8 protein-coding genes and 4 pseudogenes are annotated in these 11,156 nt (G+C 67.9%); 8 read left to right on the top strand and 4 right to left on the bottom strand.

Annotation, left to right across the window (positions count from 1 at the left end; all coding sequences use genetic code 11):
* Window positions 1-107 (bottom strand): annotated as a pseudogene (locus AB0I16_RS34705) (carbonic anhydrase); the annotation flags it as partial.
* Between the two features lie 208 nt (window positions 108-315).
* On the opposite strand from AB0I16_RS34705, the gene AB0I16_RS34700 reads away from it, so the two are divergent.
* From AB0I16_RS34700 to AB0I16_RS34680, 5 genes and pseudogenes are all read left to right on the top strand, one after another.
* Window positions 316-900, top strand: coding sequence for a sigma-70 family RNA polymerase sigma factor (locus AB0I16_RS34700; RefSeq protein ID WP_363253660.1), 585 nt, complete (start codon window positions 316-318; stop codon window positions 898-900).
* The gene (locus tag AB0I16_RS34695) at window positions 897-1,649 is read left to right on the top strand and encodes an anti-sigma factor (protein WP_363253659.1); all 753 of its coding nucleotides are present in this window, start codon (window positions 897-899) and stop codon (window positions 1,647-1,649) included. The genes AB0I16_RS34700 and AB0I16_RS34695 overlap by 4 nt, the downstream gene beginning before the upstream one ends.
* Window positions 1,650-1,722: 73 nt before the next feature.
* A complete protein-coding gene (locus AB0I16_RS34690; protein WP_363253658.1) occupies window positions 1,723-3,372 on the top strand; it encodes a sulfite oxidase in 1,650 nt (549 codons plus the stop codon).
* A gap of 102 nt (window positions 3,373-3,474) precedes the next feature.
* On the top strand, window positions 3,475-4,125 hold the full coding sequence (locus AB0I16_RS34685; RefSeq protein WP_363253657.1) for a fasciclin domain-containing protein: 651 nt from the start codon (window positions 3,475-3,477) through the stop codon (window positions 4,123-4,125).
* A 502-nt stretch (window positions 4,126-4,627) separates the two neighbouring features.
* Window positions 4,628-4,987, top strand: a pseudogene (locus AB0I16_RS34680) (DUF1524 domain-containing protein); the annotation flags it as partial.
* Window positions 4,988-5,237: 250 nt separating this feature from the next.
* Here AB0I16_RS34680 and AB0I16_RS34675 read toward each other — a convergent pair.
* Together AB0I16_RS34675 and AB0I16_RS34670 are read right to left on the bottom strand one after the other, a co-directional pair.
* Window positions 5,238-5,480, bottom strand: a pseudogene (locus AB0I16_RS34675) (transposase); the annotation flags it as partial.
* A 205-nt stretch (window positions 5,481-5,685) separates the two neighbouring features.
* The gene (locus AB0I16_RS34670; RefSeq protein ID WP_363253656.1) at window positions 5,686-5,847 is read right to left on the bottom strand and encodes a hypothetical protein; all 162 of its coding nucleotides are present in this window, start codon (window positions 5,845-5,847) and stop codon (window positions 5,686-5,688) included.
* Between the two features lie 152 nt (window positions 5,848-5,999).
* On the opposite strand from AB0I16_RS34670, the gene AB0I16_RS34665 reads away from it, so the two are divergent.
* The 3 genes and pseudogenes from AB0I16_RS34665 to AB0I16_RS34655 form a co-directional block, all read left to right on the top strand.
* Window positions 6,000-7,922 carry a transporter substrate-binding domain-containing protein gene (locus AB0I16_RS34665; protein ID WP_363253655.1) on the top strand — a complete coding sequence of 641 codons (1,923 nt, stop codon included), beginning with the start codon at window positions 6,000-6,002 and terminating at the stop codon, window positions 7,920-7,922.
* A gap of 18 nt (window positions 7,923-7,940) precedes the next feature.
* The gene (locus tag AB0I16_RS34660) at window positions 7,941-8,327 is read left to right on the top strand and encodes a hypothetical protein (protein ID WP_363253654.1); all 387 of its coding nucleotides are present in this window, start codon (window positions 7,941-7,943) and stop codon (window positions 8,325-8,327) included.
* Between the two features lie 27 nt (window positions 8,328-8,354).
* Window positions 8,355-8,783 (top strand): annotated as a pseudogene (locus tag AB0I16_RS34655) (transposase); the annotation flags it as partial.
* 1,776 nt (window positions 8,784-10,559) lie between these two features.
* Here the strand turns inward: AB0I16_RS34655 and AB0I16_RS34650 are convergent.
* A complete protein-coding gene (locus AB0I16_RS34650; RefSeq protein WP_363253653.1) occupies window positions 10,560-10,940 on the bottom strand; it encodes a hypothetical protein in 381 nt (126 codons plus the stop codon).
* Between the last annotated feature and the right edge of the window lie 216 nt (window positions 10,941-11,156).

The following is an 11,156-nucleotide window of genomic DNA, read 5'->3' as shown; positions in this document are numbered from 1 at the left end:
AGCACCTCCGGCCCGGTCACGTGGCCCGCGGTGCGCACCACGAACAGGTCGCCCAGCCCGCGGTCGAAGATGATCTCGGCAGCCAGCCGGGAGTCGGAACAGCCGAAAGTACCGCGTGACCGCCTCGGAGAGGTGTGACGCGACGAGGGGGCGGGGCGCGCCGTTGGATCAGCCGGGACCGGGGCAACAGGGTGAAGCGTCTTCGCGACGGGTCGGTCCCGGTAGGTCGGACCAATCCGCTCTCGGACCAATCCGCCCGAGCGCGTGCTCCGAATCATGAGTACACATTGCCCCTCCTGCGGAAAGCTGAACGACATGAGCGATGCCGTGCGCATCGGAACCCGTGCGATACCTCCCCCTGACCTGCAAGGACTGATCGCCCGTGTCGCTCGTGGTGACGAGGGCGCCTTCTCGGGAGTCTATGACGCGGTGATCGGCCCGGTCCTCGGCGTGGTGCGCGCCGTGCTGCGCGACCACGCTCAGTCCGAGGAAGTGGCACAAGAGGTCCTGGTCGAGGTGTGGCGCACGGCTCCTCGCTACCGGCAGGATCGCGGGACGGCCATGAACTGGGTGCTCACCCTCGCGCACCGGCGGGCCGTGGACCGCGTGCGCTCGGTGGAGGCCTCCACCGCCCGCGAGAAGAAGGCCGCCCTGCTCGAACGGATGCCGGAGTTCGATGACGTGAGTGAACAGGTCGAGTCGCGCCTGGAGCGCGAGCAGGTGAAGCGCTGTCTGCGCGCCCTGACGGAGATCCAACGGCAGTCCGTGACGCTGGCCTACTACCAGGGGCTGACCTATCGGCAAGTGGCCGAGCTGCTCTCCCTGCCGCTCGGCACCGTCAAGACGCGTCTGCGTGACGGGCTCATCCGGCTTCGCGACTGCTTGGGAGTGAGCGCATGAACGGCGCGGCGGACCTGCACACCCTGACCGGCGCCTACGCCACCCACGCTCTGGAGGACGAGGAGCGCGAGGCCTTCGAGCGGCATCTGTCGGCCTGTGAGTCATGTGCCCAGGAAGTCAGGGAGCTGCGGGCCACGACCGCGCGCCTGGGACTCGCCGCCTCGGTGGTGCCCCGCCCCGCGATGAAGGACGAGGTGCTGCACCGGATCGCCACAGTCCGGCAGGTGCTGCCGGCCGAGCGGGGCCCGGATGGCTCGCCCCCGAAGCAGCGGCCCCGCCGCCTGGCCCAGTGGGCGCTGGCCGCCTGTGTCGCCGCGGCGGCCGCGCTGGGCGGCACGGCGGTCTGGCAGTACGGCCAGACGCAGGCCGCTCGTGACCAGGCGCGGCAAGCGGAGCAACAGTCACAGGAGCTGGCGGCCCTGCTCGCCGCCCCGGACGCCAAGACCCGCGCAGCCGAGCTGTCCGGCGGTGCCGGCGGAGCGGTCGTCGTGGCCGAGAGCCGTGACCGGGCCGCCTTCGTGGCCACCGGCATGGCGAAGCCGCCCGCCGGCAAGGTCTACCAGCTCTGGTTCTCCGACGACGGAGTCATGCGCCCCGCGGGCCTCATGGACCCCGGGCGGAGCACCCAGACGGTGCTGATGGAGGGGCCGTTGGACGGAGCGGCGGGCATGGGCATCACCGTGGAGCCGGCGGGCGGCTCGGCCCGGCCCACCACGTCCCCGGTCGCGGTGGTGGACTTCCCCGCATGACCCGGACGTCGTCACGGCGCACTCCGTGCCGGTGGGGACCAATCCGGCGGCCAGGTGGTGACGTATTCCTGGTATGGACAACGCGACACGGCCGCCTCGCGGCATCACACGGCCGGCGCTGGGAGCGCTGAGCGGTCTGCTGGCGGGATACGCGGCGATCGCGGTCGCCCAACTGGTCTCCGCGGCTGTCCGGCCGGAGGCCGGCCCGGTCATCGCGGTGGGCGGCGCGGCGATCGACCGCACTCCGCCGGGAGTGAAGGACTGGGCGGTCCGGGAGTTCGGGACCGACGACAAGCTGGTCCTGCAACTCGGCATCCTCGCTGTGCTGAGCGTGCTCGCTCTCGCGCTCGGCATGGTGGCCACGCGCCACCGACCGGCCGGTTCGCTCGGCGTGCTGGCCTTCGGGATCATCGGCGCCGTGGCAGCGGTCGGCCGACCCGATTCGACGGGCCCGCTCGACGCCCTGCCCTCGGCCGTCGGCGCCGTCGCCGGCTCCGGCCTCCTCTTCTGGCTCGTCGGACGCCTCCCAGCGACCCACCGGCCGGCGCCACGAGGTGCCGGGCAGGGCCCAGAGGCGGCGGACGACCGCGATACGGCCGACGGGCACGACCCGGCCGCCGTAGCAGCCGAGGGCTGGGACCGGCGCGGCTTCATCCTCGCCGCCACCGCGGCGGCTGCCGCCTCCACCGGAGTGGGACTCGCGGGCCGGGCCCTGAACGGATCGCAGGGGAAGAACGCCGTCGCGTCCCGCGCCGGGATCGCGTTTCCGCCCGTCACGTCGGGAGCCGGCTCCGTTCCGCGCGGCGCGGCCTCGCGGGTCGCGGGCATCAGCCCCTTCATGACGTCGAACGACGATTTCTACCGGGTGGATACCGCCCTGGTCGTACCCAAGGTCGACGCCACCTCCTGGAAGCTGCGCATCCACGGCAAGGGCGTGACCCGCGAACGGGCGCTCACCTTCGACGACTTGCTGAAGATGCCGCTCATCGAGCGGCGCATCACCCTCACGTGTGTGTCCAACGAAGTCGGCGGCCCCTACGTCGGAAACGCCCGCTGGATCGGCGTCCGCCTCGCCGACCTGCTCGAACAGTGCGGGGTCATACCCCCGTCGAAGGGCGGCCCCGCGGACCAGTTGGTCGCCCGTTCCGTGGACGGCATGACCATCGGCAGTCCCGTCGAGGACGTCATGGACGGCCGCGACGCGATGCTGGCCCTCGGCATGAACGGCGAACCCCTGCCCTTCGCACACGGATTTCCCGTCCGTATGCTCGTCCCCGGGCTGTACGGGTACGTCTCCGCCTGCAAGTGGATCAAGGACATCGAGCTCACCACGTTCGACTCCTACGACACGTACTGGGTCAAACGCGCCTGGGCCCGGCGCGCCCCCATCAAGACCCAGTCCCGCATCGACACCCCCAAGCCCTTCACCCGCCCCCGGGCCGGCACGGTCACGATCGCCGGGGTCGCCTGGGCCCAGCACCGCGGTATCGACAAGGTCGAGGTCCGGGTCGACGACGGGCCGTGGGTGACGGCCCGCCTCGCCGCCGAGGACACGCGCGACACCTGGCGGCAGTGGTCGTACGCCTGGCAGGCCACCAAGGGCGATCACACCCTGACCGTCCGGGCCACCGACCGCACCGGCGAGACCCAGACCGCCGAGCGCACCCGCACCGTCCCCGACGGCGCGTCGGGCCGGCACTCGGTGGTCGTCACCGTCGAATAGGCCCGGCCAGAAGCAGAAGCGACCAATCCGCCCGCCGCTCGGCTCCGGATCACCTACGAAAAGGCCGCCGGCCTTCCCGTGACCCACCATTGAGGAACCGACATGCAGACTCGAATCCGTCGTATCGCCGTTGCCGCCGCCACCGCCGCGGTGCTGCCGCTGGCCCTGACCGCCTGCTCCGACAGCGACTCCAAGGACACGGCGTCCGATAGCGCCTCCTCCGCCTCCGCCAAGGAAGAGAAGTCCACCGAACCGTCCGACGACATGGCGGGGAGGACCGAGCCGTTCGGCCCGGCCTGTTCTTCCGTGCCCGAGGACGGCAAGGGCAGCTTCGCCGGGATGGCCAAGGACCCCGTCGCCACGGCGGCGTCGAACAACCCCGCCCTGTCGACTCTCGTGACCGCGGTGAAGAAGGCCGGTCTGGTCGACACGCTGAACACCGCCGAGGACATCACGGTGTTCGCGCCCACCAACGACGCCTTCGACAAGATCCCGAAGAAGGACCTGGACAAGGTCCTCAACGACAAGGCCCAGCTCACCAAGATCCTCACCTACCACGTGGTCGGCAAGAAGCTCACGCCCGAGGACCTGGAGAACGGCTCCTTCGAGACGCTGGCGAAGGCCGGCCTCACCACCTCCGGCTCCGGCGAGTCCTACAAGGTCAACGACAGCAGCAACGTGGTCTGCGGCAACGTGCGGACCGCCAATGCCAACGTCTACATCGTCGACACGGTCCTCATGCCCAAGAGCTGATACGAGCAGCGCGCACACACGTGACGGGTCCGCCGGACTCGGCGAGAGCCGCGTCCGGCCGAACGTCGCCCTGGTGTCGTCGGCCGGTGGGTCTGAGTAGAAGGTGGCTGTGCCCGGGGCGTTCGAGGACGTGGAGTGCACGGGGGTGGTGGGCGAAGAATCGGGCGAGGGTGATGGTCTCGGGGTAGGTGACAGCTTCTCGGGCGAGGGCGTACCAGAGGCGGGCGCGCTTGTTGTTGCCGATGCGGCGGGCGCGTGCGGGCTGTCATCGGACACCGCGGTGCGTGGGAGCTCCTGCGTGCCGCGCCGAGCATGGAACACTGTGGGCGCCCATCGTCCTTGTCGGCACCCTGCTGTACGACACTTACAAGAAACGCAGGACCCGACGCGGGTAGCCAGAACCGAGCCAGCCCCGGAGGGAAAGGACCGTAGCGTCCTCTCACGAGTTGTGAAAGCGGTCCCCGGCCGCCTGGATTCCACTCCCGGTTGCGGGGCAGCCACCGAGGTGATGGCCGGGAGTTGGTTTCCCTACTGCGACGGCACAACCGTCACCGACCCCAAGGGCCTGGACAACGACCGCATGGTGCCCCTCGCCGAATCGTGGGACTCCGGTGCCTCGCAGTGGAGCACGGCCCGGCGCGAGGCGTACGCCAGCGACCTGGACGCCGAACGCAGCCTCTTCGCGGTCACCGCGAAGAGCAACCGCTCCAAGGCCGATCAGGACCCCGCCCAGTGGCTGCCGCCGCTCGCGGACGCCTACTGCACCTACGCCGCCGACTGGACCGCGACGAAACTCCGTTGGGGGCTGACCGTGGACAGGGCCGAGGCGGCCGCGCTGCGCGAGCTGGCTGAGGGATGCGGCCGTCAAGGAGGTGGAGTATGTGCCGGCGCCGGAGAACGGCGAGCGGGAAGAGGGCGATTGCCCGCCCGGCGTCGGCGCGAGGGCTCACCTCTCGTCATCCATCACGGAGGTCGACGCCGGGCCGCCATCTGAAGGCCCGGGGTATCGCCGACCTGCCGTCGCTGGGCGCCCACGGTGCTCGGCGCGCGTCCTGCAGGGGGCACGTTCTGGCGCCACAGCCCCTTGCGCAGTCCGGGTAATCCGTGGGCCGCCGGTCGATCAGTGTGCGTCCGCGGCCGGCGAGGAAGGCGCCGATCTGGCAGATCTCGGTGCGGCCGGCGGTTCCGGAGTACTGCCTTTGCACGCCGGCCGCCCGCAGGCCCTTCTTGAGGAAGCCGGTGTCATCGACGATCCGCACGGCGTCCCGCTGGCCGAGGTGTTCCACGACGTAGTCGCGCACGTCGTCCAGGCCCTCGTCCGCGTGCCACTCGATCCGGTTCAGCATCCGCTGGATGGGGCCAGGCTGTCGCAGCCGAGAATGATCGGTTGAGGGGGGGTAGCACTCGGGCAAGCGCTTCAGGTGATCGCGCTTCGAAGGCGAGCAGGGCGCGTTGGCCGCGCAGAGATTTCGGTCGGTGTGCGTTGTCGTCCACCGACCGATTCGTTGGAGGCGGTCGCAGTCGCAGCACAGTTCTTCTCCCTGTGCTGCCTCATGCCTGCTACAGCGGCGGCTGCTCGTCGTGGTTCCGGTCGCGGGTCTTCTTCCGGGACAGCATCTTCACGCCCGGCCCGCCGAGGGCGAGAAGCAGTCCAGCAGCGAGGTCACCGAGGACGTTGCCCAGGAGGCCGGTCAAGAAGTCGAGCACGGCGTTCGTAACCATGGTGTTCTCCCGTGTAGTCAAGGATCCGGCAGATGGACACCTAGCTTGGGGAGCGTTCTGATTGTCCGGCTGCTCCTGGCGTGAAAGCCCAGGTGAGCACAGCGAGCGCTGGAGAATGGGCCGGACGGGGCTGGACAACTCCGGAGGGGGCGATGGGCAAGGCAGGGCGGAGCCGTGAGTTCCACGGCTCGGACGCGGAGCAGGCGCTGGCCAGATTCCTGGTCGACATCACCAAGAAGGCTGGCCTCGACACCGTCGCCAAGCTCGCGGAGCGCTTCCCCCGCGGTGGAAGCCGCTCGACATGGGCGGACTACCTCAACGGGAAGAAGCTCATCCCCCAGAGACTGCTGGGCGAAGTGCTCCAGGAGTTTCGGAATCAACAGGCCGACCACTGGAACAGCCAGCTCATCACCAGGGCCAACAGGCTCTGGAAGGACGCGGCGAACGGTACTGCGCCGAGCGACGATGCCAGCACCGAACTGCTCAGCCTCCACCGAAGGCTCAACCAGACGCAGGATGCCCTGGTCAAGGCCCAGGCGGTCACGGTGGACAGCGAGCGGGTCATCCGTCTGCTGCTGCAGTTCTCGAGCCGGCAGGAAACGAGGATCGCGGCCCTCACCCGCGAGGTCAGCCACTTACGGGACACAGAACGTGCCAGATCCGCCCACCACTTGGATCAGGCCAGATTTCGTCTTTCCCGTATCCAGACGGAGCTGGACCGTGCCAGGAGCGACCGCTACACCGCCGAGCAGGCCCAGACCGTGCTGCTCAGGGAGCACCGCGAAGTCCTCAGAGAGATCGAGGCACTTCAGCGGAATGCCCCCGTCCAGGACGGGGCGGGCGACGAGGCGTGGACGCCGGCACCGCTTCCGGTCCCCGCGCACGGGGACGTGCTGTCCGAGGAGGAGACGGACCGCGACATCGACGAGCGGCTCGACCTCGTCCACAACCGCAGCGAGCAGCGTGAGGAACTACTGTCCCAGGTTCTGCGGCAGGCCGATATGACCTCCGGGACAGCACAGAAGGGTCCCCGGACCGTTCCCGGAGCCCTCATCAGCAAAGGCACCCAGGAATCGGACGCCAGCCCGCTGCCCGGCCCGACTTCGTCCGACGCTGCCGCCGGATTGTCCAGGACAACCCACGACAACACGACTACCAGCGAGAACTCCGCCTCACCCCAGCGCCGCAAGTCCCGTCGTACGGCTGGCCTCGTGGCTGCCGCACTGCTCACTCCCCTCCTCCTCTGGGGGGCGTACAGCTCCGGCCTAGACTCCGGCAGCCCCGATGGCTCGGGCAGCTCCAATGACTCGGGCAGCCCCAGTGACCCCAGCAGCCCCAATGACCCCAGAGTGAAGATCGGGATCGCGCAGGACCGGGCCGACCGGCACGGTCAGCTGGGGTATGGGTACGAGAGGCGTGTCGGTGCCATGGCGGCCAAGGCACTCGGGAGGGTGCCGCTTTTCGTGCCGATGACGGCGGAGTCTCGAGAGGCCATGCTCCAGCGGCGAGCGGTCGACTTCGTGATGCTCGCGATCACTCCATCTCGGATGAGAGGGTTCGACGTCGTCGGGCCGTACGTACGCGCCCCGTCTGCGCTGCTGACGCTGACCGGCTCAAAACCCCTGACCAAGAAGTCCGATCTCGATGGCAAGGTCGTGTGCTCCACCGACAGTTCCTTCAGCGAGGCGCTCGTGAAGACTTCCGGTGCAGAACTCGAGAGCAGAGCTTCGGTTGGCGATTGTGTGAATGCCCTCCTGGACAAAGGAAGCGACGTAGCCGCTGTCCTCTCGGACGCTTTGACACTCTACGATTACGCCCGCGGGAACTCGAGGTTCACAGTCACCGGGCAGTCCGTCATACCGGGCTACGAGAATCACGGATTCTTCATGCGCAAGGGGCAGCGGCCGGAGTGCGTTCTGATGAAAAAGTCAATCATGGACTACATCGACGACATGCAGTGGGCCGAGGACATCAGCGTCCTGCCGCAGGTCTTCCGCGAAGATGATTGGAAAAAATACCGCCCGACTGACGAACAGATCAGTGGGTTGTCCTGCCGCGAAACGCCGGGTCGTTAGCAACCTCCTCGACTCCGAGTGCAGCGCACACTGTGGCTGGCGGACGCGGCTCTATGGAGGGTCTGCGGCCCGCCCGGCTCGCAGGACCCTCGCACCCGCATTCGCCCGAAAGCCGGACGCGGGGCTCGCCTTGTCGATCCCGGCGAGCCGCCTGCGCCCCGACCGCCGGGCCAGGACGCGGGGGAGTGGGAGATCCCCCGCATCCCGCTCCAGCACGAGCGCGCCGTCCTCGCCGGCGCGGTGGTGCGGAAGAAGCTGCGCACCACCACCGTGCGGGGCCGGGCGTACGACATCGTCACCCACCAGCAGGCAGCAATGCCCGAGCAACTGCTCGCGCCCGAGTCGGCCGACCCGAGCACGACGTCCAGGAGCAGGAGCCCGGCCGCCGCGAGGCGATGGACCTGAAGGCGTTGCGGGCTCTGCGGGAATCCCAGGACAGGCAGCAAACACCATCTGATCACCGACGCCACCGGCATTTCGCTGGTCGCGACCCTGACCGGCGGCAACCGCAACGACGTCACCCAGCTCATCCCGCTCCTGCAGGCCGTGCCACCGTTACGGGGCAAGCGCGGTCGGCCCCGGCACCGCCCGGACGTGGTGCTGGCAGACCGCGGCCAGGACCTCGACAAGTACCGACGCCTGGTCTGGAATCTCGGCGTGAAATCACTGATCGCCCGCCGAGGCACCGAACACTGCTCCGGATTGGGCACCCAGCGCTGGGTCGTCGAGCGCGCCTTCGCCCATCTTCACTGGTTCCGGCGCCTACGCATCCGATGGGAGATACGCGCCGACATCCACGAAGCCTTCCTCACCCTCGGATGCGCACTCATCTGCTGGCGACGCCTGAAGTCATTATGTTAGGAATTCCTGCTCGGCGAGCCCAAGCTCCTTTTATAGTCGGCGATGGCAACTACGGCGGTGGAGTCCTACTCAGGTACGGGTTCGGTGAGATTGATGCGCACACGGCGCCGATCCCCTCGGCTACGAGAAGTCGCTTAAAAGTGGGTAGATGGTCTGGAGCATCTAGCCCGACCGCTTGCGGACTTCTTGTAGTAAGAAAAGTCCTCGCAAGGCGAGTAGGTGAACGACCAGTCGCTGTTCTGGTAGAAGTCGGCCTGGCCGCACGCCTTGAGAGATTCCCACAGCTTGCGGGTGATGGGGTGCCAGTTCGAGTCCGCATTCGGGACCTTCACGGGCCGCATTTTGCCCTGGGGCACAGGCTGCTGATCGGCACCCTTGCGTGACTGTGGGCGCGCGAGGAACGGGGCTGCGGGCGCCCATCGCTTACACCTCCTCGGGTTGGACGAGAGTTACACCCACTTGGTGTCAACAGGTGCACACACAGCCAGGCCCGGAATGCCGGCAGGGTAAAGCGGCGTATCCGAACCCAGCCGTTCGGGTCACGGCCAGCCCACGCCGTCGCTGCCCACGCCCACGCCCGCACGTGCTCGCTCAAGGTGTTGCAACGGCTCTTGTTGAGCAGGGCCTCGCCCTCAATCGCCGCGAAGGTGCCCAGCCAGGCGATCCAGGCCCAGGACCAGCCACTCACGTGGCGATCCGGTCGTACTCGACCAGGGTGACTTCCCGCTCGCGCACCGAGTAGAACTCGGCGTGCTCGACGTAGTTTCAGTGGTCGATGTTCTGGTACTTGGTGAGGCCGGCCGTGTAGTCGCTCGCGAAGAACTGGCCGGTCTGCACGTCACGCACGACGAGCTGGTGCAGCTCGTGCCATCGGATCTCGCCGGTCCGGACCTCGGTGTGATGTTAGGTGCTTAACCATGGCTAGTTTCTTCGCAGGACTGGCCGATTCTCCGCTCACTAGCTTATTCATCTCTACTGGATCATCAACGGCAGCAAGCAAGAATGTCGTCTTTTCGTCTGGGGAGTGGCACATGTCGAAGGCTAAGGTCCTAGGAACGTTCGCTGCCGTAGGAATTGCTACATTCACGCTTCCTGCCGCGCCGGCCGTGGCTGGGGAAACGGGGCCGTGTTCCTCGCAGAGTTCTGGATTCCAGGTAGTGAAGAATCAGGTGACGTCCAGTTCCCGCGAATACAAAGTCGTGAATTGTGGGCGTAATGCGACCAAGGTCAAGCCCTCTGGGCTTCAGCCCTATCAGGGAGGGAACTGCGTGTCCGTTGCCGGATGGGGCAGTTACACCTGGTATCTCGACAGGTACTCATACCCCACCGGCCTGTCATACTGCTGATAGCGTTCGGAGTGGTGCGTGTAGAACCTAGCGCTAGGCGTAGATGGAAGAGTGTGTAGCGAGACAATGGCTCAACTCGAAAAGCGCGAGTTGAGCCATTGTCACGAATAGTTGAAGGGTGCCACGAAAGAGTTACGGGACAGTCGCGCAGCAGGTCAGTCTCGGGGCCTTTGTCGTTGCGCTCTACGGCGATGAACTCGTCTTCGATTCTGGCTCCTGGCGACGCCTGAAGTCATTACGGCGCTCATGTCAAGGAGAAACGCGCCGTCTCCACTCGGGCCCACTCCACTGCACCGAGCCCACCCGGTGCGCACCACTTCCGCGCGCTCGCCGCACCGGTGCGCGCACCGCCCACCGAGTGGAGGCGCACCGGATGGACGTGGTGCGCGCACCACCGCACTGGTGCGCACCCACCCGCACGGTGGCGCGGCTACCGGTGCGCATCGGGTACGGAGTGCACCGCGTGAGCCGCCGCCAGGTGCGCGTCGCGCAGCGCCTCCAAGGTGTCGGCGGTGTCCTCGTGGTCGGGGTGGGGGGAGTTGCGCGCCCAGTCGCGCAGCGCGGACAGCAGCACGCACCCGACCTCGTCCAGCACGAAGGAGTCCGCGCACAGGTCGGCGGCGTCTCCGTCTACGGCCGTGACGGGCCAGACGATGTCCTCGGCCAGCCGCAGCAGGACGAACGCCAGCTCCGGGTCCGCCCGCCCGGCGACAGAGGCGCCGCCGCCCGTCTGGAGCGCCAGGAGGTAGTCGAAGCCCTGCTCCACCTGCTCGGGCATCAGCGGCTTACGGGTCGGGATCAGATACGGCATGAAGCGCTCCTCACGATGACCGCCGTGCGACTCACGGCGTCGTTTTCGTATGGTCGGCGCGCCGCCCTGTGGACAGAGGACGGAGAACTCTCCCCCAGCTCGAACCGGACGAATCGGGTCTGCAAGGGTCAAACCGGGCCCCCTTGTCCAGGGTGGTCGGGCCGACCACGAACCCGGCCGCACCCCCTTGTCCACCTCTGCTACCGCTCCGACCAC

Origin of the sequence: Streptomyces sp. NPDC050703, assembly GCF_040654435.1 — a bacterium.
GTDB lineage: Bacteria > Actinomycetota > Actinomycetes > Streptomycetales > Streptomycetaceae > Streptomyces.
This window is presented reverse-complemented; position numbering and strand designations above follow the sequence as displayed.

Bases quoted from the DNA above. Each gene is read 5' to 3' on its own strand.
- AB0I16_RS34665 (WP_363253655.1), top strand. From the start codon at position 6,000: ATGGGCAAGGCAGGGCGGAGCCGTGAGTTCCACGGCTCGGACGCGGAG.
- AB0I16_RS34650 (WP_363253653.1), bottom strand. From the start codon at position 10,940: ATGCCGTATCTGATCCCGACCCGTAAGCCGCTGATGCCCGAGCAGGTG.
- AB0I16_RS34685 (WP_363253657.1), top strand. From the start codon at position 3,475: ATGCAGACTCGAATCCGTCGTATCGCCGTTGCCGCCGCCACCGCCGCG.
- AB0I16_RS34690 (WP_363253658.1), top strand. From the start codon at position 1,723: ATGGACAACGCGACACGGCCGCCTCGCGGCATCACACGGCCGGCGCTG.
- AB0I16_RS34700 (WP_363253660.1), top strand. From the start codon at position 316: ATGAGCGATGCCGTGCGCATCGGAACCCGTGCGATACCTCCCCCTGAC.
- AB0I16_RS34670 (WP_363253656.1), bottom strand. From the start codon at position 5,847: ATGGTTACGAACGCCGTGCTCGACTTCTTGACCGGCCTCCTGGGCAAC.
- AB0I16_RS34695 (WP_363253659.1), top strand. From the start codon at position 897: ATGAACGGCGCGGCGGACCTGCACACCCTGACCGGCGCCTACGCCACC.